The organism is Desulfosporosinus acidiphilus SJ4 (assembly GCF_000255115.2).
Taxonomy (GTDB): domain Bacteria; phylum Bacillota; class Desulfitobacteriia; order Desulfitobacteriales; family Desulfitobacteriaceae; genus Desulfosporosinus; species Desulfosporosinus acidiphilus.
On the sequence record NC_018068.1, the window covers coordinates 503527 to 523945 of the forward strand.

The following is a 20419-nucleotide window of genomic DNA, read 5'->3' on the forward strand; positions in this document are numbered from 1 at the left end:
GTGGGTCAAAAGGTAAATCCCAAAGGCCTCCGCATCGGGATAATCCGTGATTGGGAAAGCCGATGGTATGCAGGTAAAAACTATGTAGAACTTCTTCACGAGGACTTGAAAATTCGTGAATTTGTAAAAAATAAACTTAAACAAGCCGGTTGCCCTAAGGTTGAGATCGAACGTGCGGCAAGCCGCATCAAGGTATCAGTTTACGCAGCCAAGCCGGGAATTGTCATTGGCCGCGGCGGCGCAGAAGTAGAAAATCTGCGTAAGCAACTGGAAGCCATGACGGGCAAACAAGTCGCAGTTAACATTGTTGAAATTAAAAAGCCTGAGCTGGATGCGCAATTAGTTGCGGAAAATATAGCCCAACAACTGGAGAAACGTGTTTCCTTCCGTCGTGCTATGAAACAAACCGTCGGCAGGACTATGCGCCAGGGTTCCTTGGGAATCAAAATTCAGTGCAGCGGTCGTTTGGCTGGAGCCGAAATTGCCAGAACTGAATGGTACCATGAAGGAAAAGTACCCCTTCACACCTTACGTGCAGACATTGACTACGGGTTTGCCGAAGCAAATACCACGTATGGAAAAATTGGTATCAAAGTTTGGATTTATAAAGGTGAGGTTCTTCCAGCGAAGAAGGTCGTCGCTCAGGTGGAAGGAGGAAACTAAATGTTAGTCCCAACCAGAGTGAAACATAGAAAACAACATCGTGGTCGTTTGACCGGTAAAGCGACTCGTGGAACTACGATTACCTTTGGCCAATATGGTCTGGTAGCCCTGGAAAGCGGTTGGATAACCAATCGTCAAATCGAGGCCGCTCGTATCGCCATGACCCGTTATATTAAACGGGGCGGTCAAGTATGGATTAAAATTTTCCCTGATAAGCCAATTACGGCAAAACCGGCTGAAACTCGTATGGGCAGCGGAAAAGGCTCGCCTGAGTATTGGGTAGCCGTTGTGAAACCCGGCCGTGTCATGTTTGAACTCGACGGCGTTGCAGAAGAAGTCGCCCGCGAAGCTCTTCGCTTGGCAATGCATAAGCTTCCGATCAAATGTAAGATCGCTTCCCGTGCAGATTTACTAGGAGGTGACGCAAATGAAAACTAAGGATTTCCGTGATCTGACAAATGACGAAGTCGTTAAGCAGATCGACGATTACAAAACCGAACTGTTTAATTTGCGTTTCCAATTGGCAACGGGTCAACTTGATAACCCAATGCGAATTCGTGAAATCCGCAAAGGTATTGCTCGCGGCAAAACGATTTTGCGTGAACGTGAGTTAAAGATCGAACGTTCTTAAGTTGAGAAAGGAGGCTTTATAGCGTGGAAAGAGCCCAGCGTAAAGTTCGGATCGGCAAAGTAGTCAGCGATAAGATGGACAAAACCATTGTTGTGTCTGTTGAAATTACTGAAAGCCATCCCTTATATAAAAAGACATTTACTCGCACAAAGAAATTTAAAGCTCATGATGAGAACAACGAAGCTCATATCGGAGATACTGTTTCAATCATGGAAACCCGCCGTTTAAGTAAGGATAAATGCTGGCGCATGGTTAAAGTTCTGGAAAGGGCTGTAGCGCTCTAAACTAGTTATATTTAGTTCGGAAGGGGGTCAAAGGGAATGATCCAGGTACAAACCAGGCTTCGGGTTGGAGACAACTCTGGTGCTAAAGAATTGATGTGTATTCGTGTGCTCGGGGGCTCAATGCGTCGGTATGCATCAATTGGAGATATTATTGTGGCTTCTGTTAAACAGGCAACGCCAGGGGGCGTTGTTAAAAAGGGTGACGTCGTTAAGGCAGTTGTTGTTCGCACAAAGAAGGAAATTCGACGTCCTGACGGTTCTTATATACGCTTCAGCGAGAATGCTGCTGTCATCATCAGAGATGACAAGAGCCCTCGCGGAACTCGTATCTTTGGGCCAGTTGCCCGTGAACTTCGTGATAATTATATGAAAATTATTTCCCTGGCACCGGAGGTTATCTAAGACCCCATGACAGATGGAGGTGAAGAAAGTGGCTGCTACTAAGCATAAAGTACAACCCAATAAACTGCACGTTAAAAAAGGCGACTACGTCATGGTCATCAGCGGTAAAGACGCCGGCAAAAAAGGTAAAGTAATCGAAGTGATCCCCAAAAAGGGTCGCGTCGTTGTAGAAAAGGCTAATATTGTTAAACGTCACACCAAGCCCTCTCAAGCGATGCCTCAAGGCGGTATTGTTTCTAAGGAAGCTCCGATGGCCAGTTCGAATGTTATGTTATATTGCCAAGAGTGTAATTCCGTAACTCGTGTAAGTGTCAAGTTGACGGATAACGGAAAAGTTCGCGTCTGCAAACATTGCGGAGTGAATCTCCCAGATAAACACTAATCGAGAAAGGAGGGACCCCAGTGGCTCGTCTAAAAGACAGATATGTCAGTGAAATAGCTCCTGCGCTGCAGCAGAAGTTTGCTTATAAAAATGTAATGGAAATCCCCAAGCTTGCTAAAATTGTTGTCAACATGGGTGTGGGTGAGGCTGTTCAGAACTCCAAAGCCATTGATTCCGCGGTTGGAGATCTTATGATTATCACCGGTCAAAAACCCATTGTGACCAGAGCAAAAAAATCTATTTCAGCATTTAAACTCCGCGAAGGAATGCCCATCGGATGTAAGGTAACGCTTCGCGGTGAGAGAATGTATGAATTCATGGATCGCCTCTTAAGTGTGGCTTTGCCTCGGGTTCGCGACTTCCGCGGCATCTCAGGTAAAGCGTTTGATGGACGGGGAAACTACACTTTAGGGATCAAGGAGCAATTGATCTTCCCGGAAATCGAGTACGACAAGATCGACAAGCTTCGCGGTATGGATGTAGTTTTCGTAACAACGGCAAAGACGGACGAAGAAGCACGGGAATTGCTTCGCGGATTCGGAATGCCGTATCGTGATTAGAGAAAGGGAGGTTCAAGAGCGTGGCTAAAACATCGATGATTGTTCGCCAAAATCGTGGACAAAAGTTCGCCGTACGTTCGCATAACCGTTGTAAGCTTTGTGGACGTCCCCATGCTTATATTCGGAAGTTTGGTATATGCCGGGTTTGCTTCCGGGAGTTGGCTCACAAAGGTGAACTTCCTGGAGTTACGAAGGCCAGTTGGTAATACTATGTAAGGAAGGGGGACGACTGAAGTGTCAATGTCAGATCCGATCGCAGATTTTCTAACACGTATCCGCAACGCCGGAATGGTTTACCATGATAAAGTTGAGGTACCATCATCACGTATCAAAAGAGAGCTTGCGGAACTGCTTAAAGCTGAAGGTTATATTAAAGACGTAGAATATATTGCGGACGACAAACAAGGTGTCATTCGGATGTATTTGAAATATGGTCCCAATCGCGAACGCGTTATCACAGGACTGAAACGGATTAGCCGTCCGGGCTTGCGTGTCTACGCAAAGAAGGATGAAGTGCCCAAAGTCCTCGGAGGCCTCGGAGTTGCAATTATTTCAACTTCCAAGGGGATTATGACGGACAGAAAGGCCCGCAAAGAGGGTCTAGGAGGAGAAGTAATCTCCTATATTTGGTAATTTTGCAGCGGGAGGTGCAGTGAATGTCCAGAATTGGCAAGCGTCCCATTGGAATTCCCAGTGGTGTCGACTTCAAGATAGAGGATAACTTCGTCACTGTTAAGGGTCCTAAGGGTACCCTGAGCAGACAAATTCATTCATTAATGACGGTCACAGTAGAAAATTCAGAGATCACTGTCACTCGAGCCGATGATGAACCCTTGAGCCGTTCCTTACATGGATTGACTCGCACTCTGATTGCCAACATGGTAGAAGGTGTGACGAATGGGTTCACCAAAGGACTGGATATGGTCGGTGTCGGATACCGTGCTGCCAAGCAAGGTAATAAACTCGTTTTAACGGTTGGTAAATCCCATCCTGTAGAGCTAGTTCCTTTTGAAGGCATCGATTTTGAAGTCCCGGCTCCTAATAAGATCTTAATTAAAGGTATGGATAAGGAGCTCGTTGGAGCTTTTGCAGCTGTTGTCCGCTCAGAAAGAGAACCTGAGCCCTACAAAGGTAAAGGTATCAAGTATGAGAACGAGGTTGTTCGCCGTAAAGTTGGTAAGACCGGTGGTAAAAAGGGCGGCGCTAAGAAATAATCATTAAATAGCAAGGGCAAAATCTCTTGCAGTTCGAAAGGAGTGTGTTCCCTTTGATTAAGCGCATTGACCGAAAGGCTCTACGTTTGAAAAAGCATAAGAGTATCCGGAAAACTATTATCGGGATGGCTGATCGTCCGCGTTTAGCGGTTTTCCGAAGCTTGAATCATATCTACGCGCAAATCATCAATGATGAGCTTGGCGTCACTTTGGCTGCGGCTTCTTCTCTTGACTCGGAATTTAAAGCAGCAAATCTGTCCGGCGGTAATACTGCCGGGGCACAAAAAGTCGGCGAATTAATTGCTAAAAAGGCTCTTGATAAAGGAATTACGCAGGTTGTTTTCGATCGTGGCGGAAATATCTATCATGGCCGAATTTCTGCATTAGCAGAATCAGCACGTGAAGCTGGACTCAGCTTTTAAGCTAGGGTAAAGGAGGGAAAAATCAAGTTGGCGAAATTCGAAGCAAACAAGTCGGAATTGAACGAGAGGGTTGTTCATATAGCCCGTGTTGCTAAAGTTGTAAAGGGCGGACGCCGTTTTAGTTTCAGTGCTCTCGTTGTTGTCGGTGATGGTCATGGACGTGTTGGAGCAGGACTGGGTAAAGCCAGTGAAGTTCCGGAGGCTATTCGTAAGGGCGTCGAAGATGCGAAGAAGAACCTCCATTCCGTTCCTATGCACGGAACAACCATTACTCATCCAATTATTGGGATCTTTGGCGCAGGACAAGTTTTATTGAAACCTGCTTCCAAAGGAACTGGTGTCATTGCCGGAGGTGCTGTTCGTGCGGTTCTTGAAGCAGCAGGAGTGCATGATATCTTAGCAAAGTCTTTGGGTTCGGCAAACGCGCATAATATGGTCAATGCGACAATGGCTGCGTTAAAATCTCTTAAGCGTCCGGATGAGATTGCCAAACTCCGAGGTAAAAACGTAGAAGAAATTCTAGGTTAAGGAGGGTTGGTCATGAAAATTAAAGTGACGCTGACGAAAAGTCCGATCGGATATTCTAAGGCACAGCATAAAGTACTGCAAGCACTTGGCTTAGGTAAGGTAGGCTCTAGTGCCGTTCATGAAGACTCCCCGAGCATTTTAGGGATGATTCATAAATGCATGCATTTAGTTACAGTCGAACAAGTTCAATAGAAGGAGGTGTGGGCGAGCATGAAACTGCATGATCTCAAGCCTGCTGAAGGTTCAACTCATGCCCCGAAACGTCTTGGCCGCGGCATTGGATCGGGAAACGGCAAAACCGCCGGCAAAGGGCATAAAGGGCAAAATTCCCGAGCAGGTGGAGGTGTCCGTCCCGGTTTTGAAGGCGGACAAAATCCACTCTATCGCAGAATGCCGAAACGAGGATTTTCCAATAGATCCAGAAAAGAAATCGTAGCCCTGAATGTTCGGGATTTAGAACGATTTGAAAACGGGACGGAAATCACCCTTGAAAGCCTCTTAGAGAGCGGTCTGATTAAGGCCGTAAAAGATGGTGTCAAGATTTTAGCAACGGGGGAATTGACCAAAGCTCTGACCGTCAAAATTGACAAAGTCAGCCCGGCTGCGGTAGAAAAAATTGTTGCAGCTGGTGGAAAAGTAGAGGTGGAATAGGATGATTTTCGATTCCCTGAAGAATGCGTGGAATGTAGCGGATCTCAGGAAGAAAATCGGTTACACCCTTCTTATGTTCCTGATCTTCCGTATCGGAGCACATATTCCCATTCCTTTTGTAAATCATGAAGTTTTGAAGAATATGCTTGGAACTGGGGGCATGTTCGATTTTATGGACACGCTCTCAGGAGGTTCCTTCAAACGGCTTACGGTATTTGCTTTGAGTATTACACCTTACGTAACAGCTTCCATCATTCTTCAGCTGCTGACGATTGTCATCCCTTCTTTAGAGAGACTCTCTAAAGAAGGAGAATATGGCCGCAAAAAGATAACGCAATATACGCGTTATGGAACAGTTGCTTTAGGGTTTATTCAAGCTTTTGGTCTTACCTTTGGGATCCGTACTGCCTTAATGGTTCCCAGCTCCGCATGGAAGTGGGCGGTTTACCTTTTAGTAGCCCTCGTTCTGACTGCCGGAACGGCATTTTTAATGTGGCTTGGTGAAGCAATTACTGAAAACGGAGTTGGAAATGGTATCTCACTGATTATTTTTGCAGGTATCGTTTCACGGGTTCCAAGTGCCCTCGGATATTTATACAGCTTGTTTACGGTTCATGAGATCAATATCTTCAGCCTTCTCGGCTTAGCAGTCATTGTGGTATTTATTATCGCAGGAGTTATCTATGTTCAGGAAGGTACACGAAGGGTCTCAGTTCAGTATGCCAAGAGAGTTGTTGGACGCCGTGTCTACGGTGGACAAAGCAGCCATATCCCTTTGAAGGTTAATCAAGCCGGTGTTATTCCGGTCATTTTTGCGATTTCCTTGCTCGCGTTTCCGCAGACCATTGCAACATGGATGCCTACTTCTGGATTTGCGAGATTTGTCAACACTTGGTTCAGCATGAATGGGACGGTTCAATCGATCCCTTACTTGTTGGTCTACGGTGTGCTCATAATATTCTTTACTTACTTCTACACGGCTGTTACCTTTAATCCAGCGGATGTAGCAGACAACTTGAAGAAGTATGGAGGATTTATCCCTGGCCTTCGTCCTGGGCGCCCTACGGCTGAGTATCTCTCCAAGATCTTAAGCCGGATTACGCTGGCAGGCGGCATATTCCTAGCATTGATAGCAATCCTACCGACAATAGTCATGGGACTGACAGGTCTTAAAAACATCTATTTTGGTGGTACTTCCCTTCTGATCGTAGTTGGGGTTGCGCTTGAAACGATGAAACAGATCGAATCCCAACTTATGTCAAGGCATTATCAAGGGTTTATGAAGTAAAGGAGGAAGAGAGAGATGAAAATAATATTAATGGGCGGTCCAGGTGCAGGTAAAGGTACTCAAGCAGGTCCACTGGTGGAGAAATTCCACTTCCCACACATTTCCACAGGTGATATGTTCCGTGCAGCTATTAAAGACGGAACAGCTTTAGGTTTGAAAGCGAAGTCCTATATGGATGCCGGTGGATTAGTTCCTGATGAAGTAACCATTGGAATTGTTGCAGAACGTTTAGCACAACCTGATTGTGCTGAAGGGTTCCTACTTGATGGATTCCCGCGTACACTAGCACAAGGGAATGCTTTAAATGAGATCTTGGATCGTCTTGGAATGAAGCTTGATGGCGTTATTAATATCGAAGTAGCAGAAGACGTCTTGATTCCGCGTCTAACCGGCCGCCGTGTTTGCCGTAAATGCGGAGCTTCATATCATATGATTTTCAATCCTCCCCAACAGGAAGGCGTCTGTGGTCAATGCGGCGGAGAGCTTTATCAACGCTCCGACGACACAGTGGAAACTGCCAAAAACCGCTTAAATGTCTATAATGATCAAACAGAACCCTTGATTAATTTTTATCAACAACAAGGACTGTTGAAACGCATCAATGGCGATCAGCCAATCGATAAGGTCTTTGCGGATATTCTTAAGGCCTTGGGCTAATTAACCATGATAGAGCTTAAAAATGCAAATCAGTTTAAGCGGATGCGTAAGGCAGGAAAAATTGTGGCAGATACTCTTGCTCTAATGCGGGATGCTGCAAAGCCGGGAATAACGACCCTTGAACTGGATCGCATGGCAGAAGATTATATTCGAGCACAAGGAGCAATTCCGGCGTTTAAAGGCTATAACGGGTTTCCGGCAACCCTCTGTACTTCAGTTAATGAACAAGTGGTTCATGGATTCCCAAGTTTAAGGAGTTTAGAATCTGGAGATATTATCAGTATTGATTGCGGCGCGGTCATTGACGGATACTTCGGAGATTCCGCCGTAACTTTGCCAATCGGGGAAGTTACTGAAGATCTCCTTAAACTCCTTAAGGTCACAGAGGAGTCACTAATGTTAGGTATTGCCCAGGCAAAGGTTGGAAATCGTCTTTATGATGTATCCCACGCAGTTCAGACGCACGTAGAGAAACATGGTTTTTCGGTTGTGCGTGATTATGTAGGGCACGGGATTGGCCGAGCCATGCATGAAGACCCGCAGATCCCTAATTTTGGCAAGCCCGGCCGGGGACCACGACTCGAGGTAGGTATGGCCTTGGCTATTGAACCCATGGTAAACATGGGTACGTATGAAGTGCTGACACTGAAGGATCACTGGACTGTGGTTACGAAAGACAAGAAGCCGTCGGCTCATTTCGAACACACAGTTGCGCTTACGGAAAATGGCTTGGAAATTCTGACTCGAAGTTAGATGTGTACCGTAGGATTGTCAGGGGAGGGGAATTTAAGTATGTCAAAAGAAGACGTTATAGAAGTGGAAGGTAAAGTATTAGAGCCATTGCCAAATGCCATGTTTTCCGTTGAATTGCCCAATGGACACAAGGTATTGGCACATGTCTCCGGTAAAATACGCATGAACTTTATTAGGATTCTCCCCGGGGATAGAGTCACTGTGGAACTTTCCCCCTATGATCTATCACGGGGCAGAATCACCTATAGGTTTAAGTAAGTCAAGGGAGGGATTACAGTGAAAGTAAAGCCTTCTGTCAAACCAATTTGCGAAAAATGTAAAGTTATTCGCCGCCATGGCAAAATCATGGTTATTTGCGAAAACCCGAAACACAAGCAACGTCAAGGATAAACAGTTTCGGTTGCGCGGCTGATCAGAGCGTTCTCTGATGCACCGATTTTTATAATTTGAGTAAGAACTGAAATGTTGGAGGTGTAAATTATAGATGGCACGTATCGCTGGGGTTGACTTACCGCGCGAGAAACGTATAGAGGTTGCCTTAACCTATATTTATGGCATTGGGCTCCCGACTTCACACAAGATTCTCGCTAAAACGGGTGTGAGCCCGGATGTCCGAGTGCGCGACTTGTCAGAGGACGAAGTCGGCAAGCTTCGGGAAGTTATTGATAAAGAGTATAAAATTGAAGGCGATTTGCGTCGCGAAGTTTCCCTCAATATCAAGCGTCTGATGGAAATTGGCTGTTATCGTGGCTTGCGTCATCGTCGCGGGCTTCCTGTACGGGGACAACGCACGAAAACCAATGCCCGTACTCGCAAGGGTCCGGCTAAAACTGTCGGAGCAAAACGTAAGAAATAATAAGGAGGGATAACCGAGATGGCACGTAAAGTTGTCCGGACAAAACGCCGGGAACGCAAGAATATTGACAGTGGAATTGCCCATATCAAATCCACGTTCAACAATACCATGGTGACCATTACGGATTTGAGCGGAAATGCCCTCTCCTGGTCAAGTGCAGGTTCTTTGGGCTTTAAAGGCTCCCGTAAGAGCACACCCTTTGCAGCACAAATGGCTGCTGAAACCTGTGCTAAAGTAGCAATGGAACATGGCTTAAAAGATGTTGAATGCTATGTAAAAGGACCTGGAGCAGGTCGTGAGGCTGCCATTCGTGCTCTGCAAGCTGCAGGCTTAGAAGTTAATTTAATTAAAGACGTGACACCGATTCCGCATAACGGCTGTCGGCCACCAAAACGCAGAAGGGTATAGGAGGTGTGTAATCATGGCTAGATATACTGGACCAGTCTGCCGCTTATGTCGGCGTGAAGGTATGAAGTTATTCCTTAAAGGAGAACGTTGCTATACCGGAAAGTGTGCAATTGACCGTCGTGCTTACGCCCCTGGACAACACGGCCAGGCCCGCGGCAAGAAGCCAACCGAATATGGCCTTCAGCTGCGTGAGAAACAAAAAGCTCGTCGTTTGTATGGTGTCATGGAAAAACAATTCCAGCACTATTTTGATGAGGCTGCCCGCCGCAAAGGGGTAACCGGTGAGAACTTGCTTGTATTGTTAGAAAGACGTTTGGATAATGTTATATTCCATTTAGGTTTTGCGACATCGCGTCCAGAAGCACGTCAACTCGTGAACCACGGTCACTTTACAGTGAACGGAAGACGAGTCGATATACCTTCCTATTCCGTACGTGTTGGGGAAGTTATTGCAGTTAAAGAAGGCAGCAAAAGTTCACCCAGAATGAAACAAATTCTCGAAAACTTAGGCACACGTACTGTACCGGGATGGTTGAGTTTGGATGCAAACGCTGCTGCAGGAACCGTTGTTGCGCTTCCTACTCGTGAAGATATTCAACTTCCAATTCAAGAACACCTCATCGTGGAGAAATACTCCCGTTAATGTTGACGTTCTGCCCTTATGGGTCGGATGGTTTGTATATCAAGTTCTCGAGAAAGAAGGTGCATTCCGATGTTGGAAATCGAGAAGCCCAGAATCGAGTGTGTCGAGCGTTCTGAAGATGACTCCTATGCAAAATTTGTCGTTGAGCCATTAGAAAGAGGCTACGGGATCACCTTAGGAAACTCACTAAGACGGATCTTGTTATCTTCTCTTGAAGGATCAGCGGTTACATCGGTCAAAATCGAAGGGGTACTCCATGAGTTTTCCACGATTCCGGGTGTCTTAGAAGATGTCACGGACATTATTCTTAATCTTAAGTCCTTGGCTTTAAAAGGCTATACCGATGAGCCCAAAGTCATTCGTTTAGAGTCCCAGAATGAAGGGATTGTGACTGCAGGAGATATCATTACAGACCCGGATATTGAGATTCTAAACCGTGACTTAAAGATTGCCACATTAGATCATGATGGACGTCTCTTTATGGAGATGACAGTGGAACGTGGCCGTGGTTATGTGTCTGCAGACCGTAATAAGAAGCCGGATCAGGTCATTGGGGTTATACCCATTGATTCGATCTTCGCCCCCATCTACAAGGTTAACTATACTGTCGAGGATACCCGTGTCGGGCAAACCACAGACTATGATAAGTTAACTCTCGAAGTATGGTCTAATGGCAGTATTTCTCCGGAAGAGGCTACAAGTTCTGCCGCCAAAATTTTGAGCGATCACCTGCGCCTTTTCATGGGACTTACTGATAAACTTAATAATGTTGAAATCATGGTAGAAAAAGAAGAAGAAGCCAAAGATAAAATCCTCGAAATGACCATTGAGGAATTGGATTTGTCTGTCCGTTCTTATAATTGCCTGAAACGAGCAGGAATTAACTCCGTTGAAGAGTTAACTCAGAAGACGGAAGAAGACATGATAAAAGTACGTAATCTTGGTCGTAAGTCTTTGGAAGAAGTGGAATTCAAGCTTAAAGATTTAGGTTTATCGTTCCGCCCATCTGAGGACTAATTCGGTGCAAAAGGAGGGAATGTAATTGGCTTACCGCAAGTTGGGAAGAAACTCAGGTCATCGCGGAGCAATGTTACGCAACATTGTCACTTCCCTATTACGACATGAACGTATTGAAACGACCGAAGCACGCGCCAAGGAACTTAGTTCAATTGCTGAAAAGATGATTACGCTTGGAAAGCAAGGCGATCTCGCAGCACGTCGCTTAACGATGTCTTATCTGATGGATGAGGATGTTGTTAAAAAATTATTTGATACCATTGCGCCAAAATATGCTGACCGTCAGGGAGGCTATACTCGCATTATGAAACTCGGCATGCGTCGGGGAGATGCTGCGACAATGGTTATCGTTGAACTCGTCTAGAAGCGAGTTGCTAGAGGCCGGGCTGCTTATACGCTAAGCACCCGGCCTTTGCTAATATCAGGGAGTGGTCTCATGAGCTCGGGAAAAATTCTTGAACTTCATAATATTAGGTACGTGAACTTGCTTAAGGATGTAACCTTTGACTGGCAGCAGGGGGAAGTCATTGCTCTGATGGGTATAAATGGTGCCGGTAAGTCGACCTTAGCTCGCCTGATTGCCGGATTGCTCTTGCCAGAGAGTGGGGAGATCCGCATGCGGCAAAACGGAACCTATCTTCAGTGGGAGAAGCTTAAGCGTTGGCAGGAGATAGGTTATGTCGGTCAGCACCCCAGACGACAGACCATTGGGGCCACAGTTGCCGAAGAGTTGGGCTTTGGTCAAATAAACCTCGGTTTAGACCGAAAGACGGTACGTGACAGAGTTAAGGAATTAACAGTTCAGATAGGGCTCAAGGGCAAGGAGAATCAGTCTCCCGCAACATTATCCGGAGGAGAGCGCCAACGGCTTGTCATAGCCGCAATCTTAGCGCTAAACCCTTCCTTTTTAATTTTAGATGAAGCCCTCAGCATGCTCGACGCTAAGGCGCAGGAAACAATTTTAGAACTATTAAGAAACATGCGGCTTAAAACAGGACAATTGTGGATTACCCATGATCCGGAGTTGGCAAGGCAAGCGGATCGTTTGCTGGTCCTTAACCAAGGAGCAATTGCAGACTGGGGCAACCCTGCAGAGGCTTTTAAGTACCACTATGAAGAGCTTTCGCTTTTTGACAAAAGAACAGTTCATCTAAAGCAGGCTTCTTTGCAGGCAAGACCAGGGCATGAGTCGTGCAAACCGGTTTTAGAATGGGAAGACGCCGATTATAATTCGCGTTTGAGGATAAATAACTACATAAAACCCGGCGAATTTATAGCCGTCGTGGGCTCCTCAGGCGCCGGAAAAACTACGATTTTAGAAAGTGTTTTTGGTTTTATCCTGCCGGCAAAAGGGCGGCTATCCGTCTTCGGAAAAGGAATGGGCAAAGGTAATGTCAACGAATTGCGGCGAAAGGTGGGTTATGTCCTGCAAGAAGCGGGGGAATATCTGCTCGGCACCAGTGTGTTCAAGGAAATATTTCGTGAGACAAAGAATTCTGTGGTTAACTCCCTTACCGAAGAGCAGGGTTTATACCTGGAAGGGTATGAAATTTCATTATCATTAGCCTGGAGTTCTCCTGAGCGACTTAGCGGCGGAGAGCGACAAAAAGTCGCACTTGCAGCAGCGATGCGAACTGTACCGGAGATTCTTCTTCTGGACGAACCTCTGCTTGGCCTGGATGCCAAAAGCAAGGTGAGTATTCAGACACTCATATTTGCACTTAGGGGCGTTACAATTCTTTTCGTAACCCATGATCTTCGGGATGTGCTAGGAGCTGCCGATCGGATTTGGCTCGTGGAGAATGGAGCATTAACTCTTGATTGCTCCGCGGAAGAATGGACAAACTTTCGGGACCAATTTGTCCGTTCCGGGGTGCGTTGTTGAGTTGCTGAGAGAGGGAGAGAGTATGATGGATCAGGAGCTTTATTGGCATAGCGACAGCATTCTGCATCGGTTGGATCCCAGATTAAAAGTGGGAGGACTGGCAATTTTGTCACTGCTTTTGACGTTGACTCATTGGCAGGGTTTAGCTCTCACTTCAGCCATGCTGATTGGTTTAGTGTTGATTAATCATGCTCCTCTCAAGATGTTTCGAGGGATGACTTTGGTTCTTCTATGGCTGGGGCTATTTTATTGTTTTGCAGCAGGATGGACCTGGAGTGAATCAGCTTCTTTTTGGCAGGGGCATTGGTCGCAGGCAGGATTAATACAAGCTATGATCATGCTTTGGCGAATAGCTTTAGTATTTACCTTAACCCGGCTTTTTGCGGCGGTAACGTTACCCATGGAACAAGGTCTTGGAATTATTTACTTTTTTGCTCCCCTCACCCGTTTCTCCTCTAGGGCGGCAGAATTTGCTCTTTTACTGACCATGACCTTGCGGTTTATACCGCTTCTTTTAGAAGAAGGGTCTTTGATTTGGAAGGCGAGATTGATCAAGGGAAATTGGCCTGACTCATGGCTGCGGCGATCCTGGGAAATCGTGCAGATGATAGTTCCAATAATCCTTATCAGTCTTAAGCGGGCTGAAGAACTTGGCGAAAATATGATAGCCCGCGGCTATGGTTCAGGAAGCGTTCAATCATTTTTGTTTCATGAGAGAACGGTTATAGACTTTTGGTGTGGATTTATCATGGCCTTGTGGGGATTACTGCTCTTAATCTGGCACTAAACGGTAATAGTCGGAGGTTGGTGACACAAATGCGTAACATACGGCTCAAGGTAGCCTATGACGGTACAAATTATCATGGATTCCAGCGCCAGATCGAAACAGCCGGTCCCACGATCCAAGGAACCTTAGAAAAGGTTTGGGAACGGCTGGTAGAAGAAAAAGTAACTATTGCTATGGCAGGACGAACTGATGCCGGTGTGCATGCCTCGGGCCAAGTTGTAAACTTTCTGACTGAAGCCAGAATACCGGAAGATAAAATTCCCAAGGCCTTCAACAGTCTGCTGCCTAAAGATATTCGCATACTGCTGGCGGAGGATGTTCCCTGGGATTTTAATGCCCGTTGGTCTGCTACATGGAAACGCTACGACTACCATATAGACAACCAGCGCATACCGGAGGTTTTTACACGGCTTTATTCCTGGCATATCCCTGTTCCCCTTAACATCTCATCTATGAGGGAGGCGGCAAAGTTCCTGGAAGGAAGACATAATTTTAAAACCTTCGCTGCCGCCGGAGGGGACAGCAAGACCTTTGAACGAACACTGTATCGCTGTCTTGTCCGGGCGGATCAAGATTTGATTCGTATTTCCTGCGTTGGGGACGGTTTTTTATACCACATGGTGCGAATTATTGTAGGAACACTGGCAGACGTGGGCAGAGGGAGGATTATGCCCGGGGAAATTCCCGGAATTATCGAGAGTCAAGAGCGGAGACAAGCCCGGTTGATTGCTCCTGCTCATGGTTTGTTTCTGACCCATGTAAATTATACAGTGGAAAGTCCTTTTGAAATATTTCCTGACCTTGAACCTTTAATCTAATCTTTAAACGTCGGTATTCTCTTTCATATGAAGATTTCTTAGGCATCTGCAGACTATGAAAATAAGTGGACAAGTTTATCGCCACACTGCGACGTATTACGCACACACCTGTAAAAACTAAATTGAACTTGACAAAGAACGAAAATCAAAATAAAATATCATTATGAGTTTTTATGCCATGGTTGTGATTGAGCCCCATAACCTTGGTGTGTCACAAGCATGATTGAGCCCCATGATTGTGAAGCAAAAACGGAAATCTGTTGAATTTTGGAGGGAAAGTCATGACCACGTTTTTTGCAAAGGCGCAGGACCAAGAGCGCAAATGGTATATCATTGACGCCGCAGGTATTCCCTTGGGTCGTATTGCTACAGAAGCAGCACGTCTCCTGAGAGGTAAACATAAACCGACCTTTACCCCGAACGTTGATACCGGGGATCACGTTATCATTATTAATGCTGAGAAATTATTACTTACGGGTAATAAATTAAATGCTAAAGTTTATCGTCGTCACTCTGGGTTTCCCGGTGGATTGAAAGAAATCCCCTACAAAAAATTAATGAAAACCATGCCTGAACGTGCTATGGAACATGCTGTCAAGGGAATGCTTCCTCATAACAAGTTGGGCGCCCAGATGTACACCAAACTGAAAGTGTACAAGGGGGAAACACATCCCCATCAAGCTCAACAACCTGAAGTCTGGACAATACAGTAGGTTTAGGAAGGAGGAAGATTAAACATGGCAACTCAATTACAATATGCTGCAACAGGACGTCGTAAGAACGCAATCGCACGCGTTCGTCTTATTCCCGGTGAAGGAAAATTTATTATTAATCAACGGGAAGTATCGGAATACTTCGGTAAGAAAACTTTAGAAATGATTGTACAACAACCCTTTAATATAACGGATACCCTCTCCAAATATGATGTTATCGCACTTGCTCACGGAGGCGGAACTACCGGTCAAGCGGGAGCTATTCGTCTCGGGATTGCCCGCGCATTGCTGAAAGCAGATGCAAGTCTACGTCCAAGTTTAAAACGCGCTGGTTTCTTGACCCGTGACCCAAGAATGAAGGAACGTCGTAAATACGGCTTGAAGAAAGCTCGTAAAGCTCCTCAGTTCTCTAAACGTTAATTATCGGAAAACGTCAAATCCCCGACCATGCGTGGTTCGGGGATTTTTTAGGTTTACACATTCTTTTCGTCGATGTTTTTAAGCGTAAGTTTACCAGGCATAGACACAAGCCTTTGTGATAATGAAAAGATAGATGAATCTTTCCCTAAAAAGTCAGGGGATGTTATTGGATAAAACGAAGAAAATCCGGTCACGTACAAGACGGCCGGACTTATGAGGAGATATCAGAATTTAGACAGCGATGTCCCGCTGTATGTGACTGCAAAGCATCAACGCAGCCACCTCAGGAGTTTCACCATAGGATACGAACTCTTTATCGTTTATGTACTTCGATGCTCGCCATGGTTGTAAGTTGTTGTTTTCCTCATCAAATTCAACAAAACATTCGAAATCGCCAACATCTTTATTAAAGCTAAATGATTGCAGTGCCATATGTTCGCTCCCCTTTAAGTTCTTACTTTATTATATACCTAATAGGACTAATGGTCAAAAGTTATAGGACTTTAGCACTAGAAGAAGATTAAAGGTGTAAATTATGTATCATTTTGGCATAAGGCTTATATAATAGGGGTTCCCATTCTCACCAGTGCGATGGACGGCTTTCCCTACTGCGCTGTATTTTTGGTTTTGGGGTACAAGCAAAGCGAATATTTTCCACCCTCTTCCCATATTGTAGTGACGAATAGTGGGGAGGGTGAAAAGATGAAACGGATTAGAGTTGTTACATTTCAATCTCGAAAGGTCCTGAGCATAGGCGGTGTTGTGTTGGCTTGTCTGATTCTCGCTGCGGCATGGAAATTGGAGAGCGGTGACCAAAAAATATGGAGCTGGGTTTTGGGTAATAAAGTAGTAGTTATTGATGCGGGTCATGGTGGTGTCGATCCCGGAGCTGTAGGAAAGAACAAGGTTCTGGAAAAGGACATCACCCTGGCAGTAGCAAAGCGTCTGCAAGCTCATATCCAGCAAAGCGGTGCCAAGGCAATTATGGTTCGCGATGAGGACGAGGATTTAGGCACTTCCCAAGGGCTATTAAAGCGGAAGCGAGAGGATTTAAGCCAGCGAATTAAACTGGCAATGGAAGCTCAAGCCGACGTATATATCAGCATTCACGCCAATAGTTTTCCGAATGAAAAGTTGACTGGGGCACAAATATTCTATAATTCCGATTCTCCTGAAGGGAAGTTATTAGCACAATCTATCCAAGAAAAACTAAATTTAATAACCAACGGCAAAAGAGTTATAAAAGCTAATAACGAGATCTATGTTCTGAAAAAGGCGCATCAAGCAGCAGTAACTGTAGAAGTAGGTTTTTTATCGAATCCCTCTGAAGAACAATTGTTAACAAAACCGGAGTATCAGGAGAAATTAGCAGTGGCGATTTATCAAGGGTTAGATGATTACTTTAGCAAACCAGCAGTCAAGAATTAATGAGTTCTCCCACTGAAGCCCTGAGGTTCAGTTTTAGCGGAACTAGTTCACTCCGTATGAACGTTAGCAGTTAATATTCCCTTCGACTTTATACTGGAAATATGAGAATTGAGAAAAGGCTGTTATGTAGACTGAAGTATCTGTTATCTCGGCAAGTATCAGAATATTCGTTGCAAGATAAAAGGATTGTGGGTAAAATATAGAAAGAGAAGGAATTTGATCAACAGCCGATAGAAGCTCAAGCTCAACATGAAACTTTTAGATCCCAAGAACAAAATAGAAGCATTTGTAAAGAAAAAAATGAATTCCAAACTGCAAAAAATGGAAGAGAGATGGGATGTGCATGGATGCCATAAAAGCTTTTTATAAAGATCAGGCAAAGCATCTGCACAGCGAAGTATGGGAACTTGCTCGTCAGATCGGGGAGAACCCGGAACTCGGATATAAAGAATATTTTGCTTCAGAGGTGTTAAGCAATTTTCTCAAGAAACATAAGTTTGAAGTTACTTCGGGGATCGCGGGAGTAGAAACTGCTTTTTTAGCCCATTATAAGAGCACACTTCCAGGGCCAAAGATCGCTTTTCTGGCAGAATATGATGCCCTTCCAGGTGTAGGCCACGGCTGCGGACATAATTTAATTGGTGCAGCCAGTGCCGGAGCGGCAGTAGTACTAAGTAAAAGTTTAGAGTTACCGGGAGAGATCATTGTTGTTGGCAGTCCGGCGGAAGAAACCAGTGGGGCAAAGGTAACTTTAGTTGAAGAGGGAATTTTTAAAGGTATTGATGCCGCCATAATGTTTCACCCGGGGAGTCAAAATGTTCCTGTCATTTCCAGCTTGGCTTTGGATGCTTTGGAATTTACCTTTCATGGCAGAGCAGCCCATGCAGTAGCAGCTTCATATTTTGGAATTAATGCCCTCGATGCAGTGATCAATTTCTTTGTGGGGATCAATTCTTTAAAGAAGCAAATACCTCAGGATATGAAGATTAACGGAGTTATTACCGAAGGGGGTACAGTTCCGAATATCATTCCTGATCGAGCTGTAGCTCGTTTTTACCTCCGGGCTCGCAAGCGAAGAGAACTTGACGATTTGCGAGAGCAAGTGATACGCTGCGCAGAAGGAGCAGCAGCGATGGTGTCGGCCAAGATGACTTGGAAAAAGTTCGAGTTTTCTTATGATGAAATGCATACAAATTTAACTTTAGCAGATTGTTTTACGAGAAATCTCCGTGAGTTGGGAATTCAGCATATTGCTCCGCCGCAAACTGCTATGGGTTCAGTGGACATGGGAAATGTCAGCAGGGCTGTTCCTGCGATACATCCCTACTTGGCTCTGGGAAGCGGAACCGAAATCCCACATACAAAAGAGTTTGCTAAGGCAGCTCTATCTTCTGAAGGTGGAAAGCTTCTTATGCTAGCTATGCAAATCCTTGCTTTTACCGGATCGGACGTGTTAAGGGATAAGAAACTTCTGCAACAAATTAAGAAGGAATTTCGTTCAAGCCGTTGAGTTTAAATAATTAATGATGTTCTTGTAGACAACTTGCGATTGACGTAACGAGGCATAAGCATAGACTTATGCCTTGTTTTTTTATGTGACTTGAATGTAAACTTAGTTTTCTTGTATTGATTTTCTGACTCGAGGAATAATGAATTATAAATAAGTGAAGATACTAGGGTTATATTTCATAAGTTAAAAGATTTAATGTCAGAATAAGAAAAAGAGGAAAAGAGAGCTCATGGAGACAGGCTCTTTTTTAATGAAGGGCATTGAATTTTTATACGTAGATATGTATAATTATGAAAAGATAACTAGAGTGGAGGAAATGACATGAGAGTTGGTGTGCTAGGAGCCACAGGATATGCAGGGCAAGAATTGGTACGACTCTTGCGTCGTCATGAAGAAGTAGAAGAGCTCGTGCTTTCATCGTCCAGTGTAGCAGGTCAGGAGTATGAGGAAGTTTATCCCCATTGGTGCGGTCAAAATATAGGTTTCTTGCATGATGAAGAGGTTTCTGATCTTGACGTCCTATTTTGCGCTCTTCCTCATGGCTTGACAGCTTCAAGAACGAGAGCATTTCTCGAGCGCAATATGAAGGTTATAGACTTAGGAGCGGATTTTCGTCTGAATTCAGCCGATGTTTATGAGGAATGGTACAAACTTAAACATCCAGACGTGGAGTTGCTGTCTAAGGCAGTATACGGTTTACCGGAATTATACCGTGAGAAAATCGTGGGACAATCCTTAGTTGCCAATCCGGGGTGTTATCCTACTGCCACATTGCTGGCCCTTGTCCCTTTGCTGAAAGCTCAGCTTCTTCAGACCGAGATGTTGATCATAGATGCTAAATCAGGGGTTTCAGGTGCCGGTCGGGGACTTTCTTTAGGGAATCACTTTTCAGAGGTGAACGAAAATTTCAAAGCTTATGGAGTGGCGAGTCACCGTCACACCCCGGAAATAGAGCAAGAACTTTCACGGGCAGCCGGCCGGCCCTTAACCATTAATTTCACCCCTCACCTTGTGCCCATGACAAGAGGAATGTTAATCACCATCTATGCAAAGGTTAACGAAGGAGTTAGCGAGGAAGATCTGCGCCGCTGTTGGTTAAGGCATTATGAGACGGAACAGTTTGTTCACCTATTGCCTCAGGGAACATGGCCCCAGACGAAATATGCCAGCGGCAGCAATCATGCTTTTTTACAGCTAACCGTAGATCAGAGAACCGGCAATGCCGTAATTGTGTCAACCATCGACAATCTAATGAAAGGCGCCGCGGGGCAGGCGGTGCAAAATATGAACCTGATCATGGGTTGTCCTGAAAATCAAGGACTCACCGGAACGGCGCTCTGGCCTTAAGGGATAATATTTTCTTCAGGAATATTCGATTATGGTTGCTTCTGAGGAGGCGAGACAGAGAGACGGTTCTCTTGTCTCACTTTAGATAATACAAGAACATTTATCATTGGACACAAACAGTTTAATGGCGGTGTCATAGAAGGAGTTTGATA

The 20419-nt window shown here is 45.1% G+C and carries 33 protein-coding genes; 32 read left to right on the top strand and 1 reads right to left on the bottom strand.

Annotated features, from left to right (window positions below):
• The 29 genes from rpsC (at window position 1) to rpsI (ending at window position 15982) form a co-directional block, all read left to right on the top strand.
• Complete coding sequence (gene rpsC / locus DESACI_RS02425; RefSeq protein ID WP_014825575.1) at window positions 1–663, top strand: 30S ribosomal protein S3; 663 nt, start codon at window positions 1–3, stop codon at window positions 661–663.
• Window positions 664–1101, top strand: a complete 438-nt coding sequence (gene rplP / locus DESACI_RS02430; RefSeq protein ID WP_014825576.1) for a 50S ribosomal protein L16 — start codon at window positions 664–666, stop codon at window positions 1099–1101. It begins immediately after the preceding gene.
• Window positions 1091–1294 carry a 50S ribosomal protein L29 gene (gene rpmC, locus DESACI_RS02435; RefSeq protein ID WP_014825577.1) on the top strand — a complete coding sequence of 68 codons (204 nt, stop codon included), beginning with the start codon at window positions 1091–1093 and terminating at the stop codon, window positions 1292–1294. The genes rplP and rpmC overlap by 11 nt, the downstream gene beginning before the upstream one ends.
• A gap of 23 nt (window positions 1295–1317) precedes the next feature.
• Window positions 1318–1578: a 30S ribosomal protein S17 gene (gene rpsQ, locus DESACI_RS02440; protein WP_014825578.1), complete on the top strand. Its 261-nt coding sequence runs from the start codon at window positions 1318–1320 to the stop codon at window positions 1576–1578.
• Window positions 1579–1614: 36 nt separating this feature from the next.
• Window positions 1615–1980, top strand: coding sequence for a 50S ribosomal protein L14 (rplN, locus tag DESACI_RS02445; protein WP_014825579.1), 366 nt, complete (start codon window positions 1615–1617; stop codon window positions 1978–1980).
• 13 nt (window positions 1981–1993) lie between these two features.
• On the top strand, window positions 1994–2362 hold the full coding sequence (rplX, locus tag DESACI_RS02450) for a 50S ribosomal protein L24 (RefSeq protein WP_049804023.1): 369 nt from the start codon (window positions 1994–1996) through the stop codon (window positions 2360–2362).
• A 20-nt stretch (window positions 2363–2382) separates the two neighbouring features.
• Complete coding sequence (rplE, locus tag DESACI_RS02455; protein ID WP_014825581.1) at window positions 2383–2922, top strand: 50S ribosomal protein L5; 540 nt, start codon at window positions 2383–2385, stop codon at window positions 2920–2922.
• A 20-nt stretch (window positions 2923–2942) separates the two neighbouring features.
• The gene (locus DESACI_RS23380; protein WP_014825582.1) at window positions 2943–3128 is read left to right on the top strand and encodes a type Z 30S ribosomal protein S14; all 186 of its coding nucleotides are present in this window, start codon (window positions 2943–2945) and stop codon (window positions 3126–3128) included.
• Window positions 3129–3156: 28 nt separating this feature from the next.
• Window positions 3157–3555, top strand: coding sequence for a 30S ribosomal protein S8 (gene rpsH, locus DESACI_RS02460; protein ID WP_014825583.1), 399 nt, complete (start codon window positions 3157–3159; stop codon window positions 3553–3555).
• A 23-nt stretch (window positions 3556–3578) separates the two neighbouring features.
• Window positions 3579–4136, top strand: a complete 558-nt coding sequence (rplF, locus tag DESACI_RS02465) for a 50S ribosomal protein L6 (RefSeq protein ID WP_014825584.1) — start codon at window positions 3579–3581, stop codon at window positions 4134–4136.
• A gap of 53 nt (window positions 4137–4189) precedes the next feature.
• Complete coding sequence (gene rplR / locus DESACI_RS02470) at window positions 4190–4558, top strand: 50S ribosomal protein L18 (RefSeq protein WP_014825585.1); 369 nt, start codon at window positions 4190–4192, stop codon at window positions 4556–4558.
• A 27-nt stretch (window positions 4559–4585) separates the two neighbouring features.
• A complete protein-coding gene (gene rpsE, locus DESACI_RS02475) occupies window positions 4586–5086 on the top strand; it encodes a 30S ribosomal protein S5 (RefSeq protein ID WP_014825586.1) in 501 nt (166 codons plus the stop codon).
• A 12-nt stretch (window positions 5087–5098) separates the two neighbouring features.
• Window positions 5099–5278: a 50S ribosomal protein L30 gene (rpmD, locus tag DESACI_RS02480; protein ID WP_014825587.1), complete on the top strand. Its 180-nt coding sequence runs from the start codon at window positions 5099–5101 to the stop codon at window positions 5276–5278.
• A gap of 18 nt (window positions 5279–5296) precedes the next feature.
• On the top strand, window positions 5297–5737 hold the full coding sequence (gene rplO, locus DESACI_RS02485) for a 50S ribosomal protein L15 (protein ID WP_014825588.1): 441 nt from the start codon (window positions 5297–5299) through the stop codon (window positions 5735–5737).
• A gap of 1 nt (window position 5738) precedes the next feature.
• On the top strand, window positions 5739–7025 hold the full coding sequence (gene secY / locus DESACI_RS02490) for a preprotein translocase subunit SecY (protein ID WP_014825589.1): 1287 nt from the start codon (window positions 5739–5741) through the stop codon (window positions 7023–7025).
• Window positions 7026–7040: 15 nt separating this feature from the next.
• Window positions 7041–7682, top strand: a complete 642-nt coding sequence (locus DESACI_RS02495; protein ID WP_014825590.1) for an adenylate kinase — start codon at window positions 7041–7043, stop codon at window positions 7680–7682.
• 6 nt (window positions 7683–7688) lie between these two features.
• Window positions 7689–8435 carry a type I methionyl aminopeptidase gene (map, locus tag DESACI_RS02500; RefSeq protein WP_014825591.1) on the top strand — a complete coding sequence of 249 codons (747 nt, stop codon included), beginning with the start codon at window positions 7689–7691 and terminating at the stop codon, window positions 8433–8435.
• A gap of 39 nt (window positions 8436–8474) precedes the next feature.
• On the top strand, window positions 8475–8693 hold the full coding sequence (infA, locus tag DESACI_RS02505; RefSeq protein ID WP_014825592.1) for a translation initiation factor IF-1: 219 nt from the start codon (window positions 8475–8477) through the stop codon (window positions 8691–8693).
• Window positions 8694–8711: 18 nt separating this feature from the next.
• A complete protein-coding gene (rpmJ, locus tag DESACI_RS02510; protein ID WP_014825593.1) occupies window positions 8712–8825 on the top strand; it encodes a 50S ribosomal protein L36 in 114 nt (37 codons plus the stop codon).
• 94 nt (window positions 8826–8919) lie between these two features.
• Window positions 8920–9291 (top strand): 30S ribosomal protein S13, encoded by a 372-nt coding sequence (rpsM, locus tag DESACI_RS02515; protein WP_014825594.1) that lies wholly within the window; start codon window positions 8920–8922, stop codon window positions 9289–9291.
• A gap of 18 nt (window positions 9292–9309) precedes the next feature.
• On the top strand, window positions 9310–9699 hold the full coding sequence (gene rpsK, locus DESACI_RS02520) for a 30S ribosomal protein S11 (protein ID WP_014825595.1): 390 nt from the start codon (window positions 9310–9312) through the stop codon (window positions 9697–9699).
• Window positions 9700–9712: 13 nt separating this feature from the next.
• Window positions 9713–10342 carry a 30S ribosomal protein S4 gene (gene rpsD / locus DESACI_RS02525; RefSeq protein WP_014825596.1) on the top strand — a complete coding sequence of 210 codons (630 nt, stop codon included), beginning with the start codon at window positions 9713–9715 and terminating at the stop codon, window positions 10340–10342.
• Between the two features lie 69 nt (window positions 10343–10411).
• On the top strand, window positions 10412–11359 hold the full coding sequence (locus DESACI_RS02530) for a DNA-directed RNA polymerase subunit alpha (RefSeq protein WP_014825597.1): 948 nt from the start codon (window positions 10412–10414) through the stop codon (window positions 11357–11359).
• Window positions 11360–11384: 25 nt separating this feature from the next.
• A complete protein-coding gene (gene rplQ / locus DESACI_RS02535) occupies window positions 11385–11723 on the top strand; it encodes a 50S ribosomal protein L17 (protein ID WP_014825598.1) in 339 nt (112 codons plus the stop codon).
• Between the two features lie 72 nt (window positions 11724–11795).
• Window positions 11796–13244 (top strand): ABC transporter ATP-binding protein, encoded by a 1449-nt coding sequence (locus DESACI_RS02540; protein ID WP_014825599.1) that lies wholly within the window; start codon window positions 11796–11798, stop codon window positions 13242–13244.
• A 22-nt stretch (window positions 13245–13266) separates the two neighbouring features.
• A complete protein-coding gene (locus tag DESACI_RS02545; protein ID WP_041275944.1) occupies window positions 13267–14031 on the top strand; it encodes an energy-coupling factor transporter transmembrane component T family protein in 765 nt (254 codons plus the stop codon).
• A 29-nt stretch (window positions 14032–14060) separates the two neighbouring features.
• The gene (gene truA, locus DESACI_RS02550; RefSeq protein WP_014825601.1) at window positions 14061–14849 is read left to right on the top strand and encodes a tRNA pseudouridine(38-40) synthase TruA; all 789 of its coding nucleotides are present in this window, start codon (window positions 14061–14063) and stop codon (window positions 14847–14849) included.
• 281 nt (window positions 14850–15130) lie between these two features.
• Window positions 15131–15562 (top strand): 50S ribosomal protein L13, encoded by a 432-nt coding sequence (rplM, locus tag DESACI_RS02555; RefSeq protein ID WP_014825602.1) that lies wholly within the window; start codon window positions 15131–15133, stop codon window positions 15560–15562.
• A 24-nt stretch (window positions 15563–15586) separates the two neighbouring features.
• The gene (gene rpsI, locus DESACI_RS02560) at window positions 15587–15982 is read left to right on the top strand and encodes a 30S ribosomal protein S9 (RefSeq protein ID WP_014825603.1); all 396 of its coding nucleotides are present in this window, start codon (window positions 15587–15589) and stop codon (window positions 15980–15982) included.
• Window positions 15983–16213: 231 nt separating this feature from the next.
• On the opposite strand, the gene DESACI_RS02565 is transcribed toward rpsI, so the two are convergent.
• Window positions 16214–16414: a hypothetical protein gene (locus tag DESACI_RS02565; protein ID WP_014825604.1), complete on the bottom strand. Its 201-nt coding sequence runs from the start codon at window positions 16412–16414 to the stop codon at window positions 16214–16216.
• 270 nt (window positions 16415–16684) lie between these two features.
• Between DESACI_RS02565 and cwlD the strand changes: the two genes are divergently transcribed.
• The 3 genes from cwlD (at window position 16685) to argC (ending at window position 20267) form a co-directional block, all read left to right on the top strand.
• Window positions 16685–17410 (top strand): N-acetylmuramoyl-L-alanine amidase CwlD, encoded by a 726-nt coding sequence (gene cwlD / locus DESACI_RS02570; RefSeq protein WP_014825605.1) that lies wholly within the window; start codon window positions 16685–16687, stop codon window positions 17408–17410.
• 343 nt (window positions 17411–17753) lie between these two features.
• Window positions 17754–18920 carry a M20 family metallopeptidase gene (locus DESACI_RS02575; RefSeq protein WP_014825606.1) on the top strand — a complete coding sequence of 389 codons (1167 nt, stop codon included), beginning with the start codon at window positions 17754–17756 and terminating at the stop codon, window positions 18918–18920.
• A gap of 321 nt (window positions 18921–19241) precedes the next feature.
• The gene (argC, locus tag DESACI_RS02580) at window positions 19242–20267 is read left to right on the top strand and encodes an N-acetyl-gamma-glutamyl-phosphate reductase (RefSeq protein WP_014825607.1); all 1026 of its coding nucleotides are present in this window, start codon (window positions 19242–19244) and stop codon (window positions 20265–20267) included.
• Window positions 20268–20419: the final 152 nt, after the last annotated feature.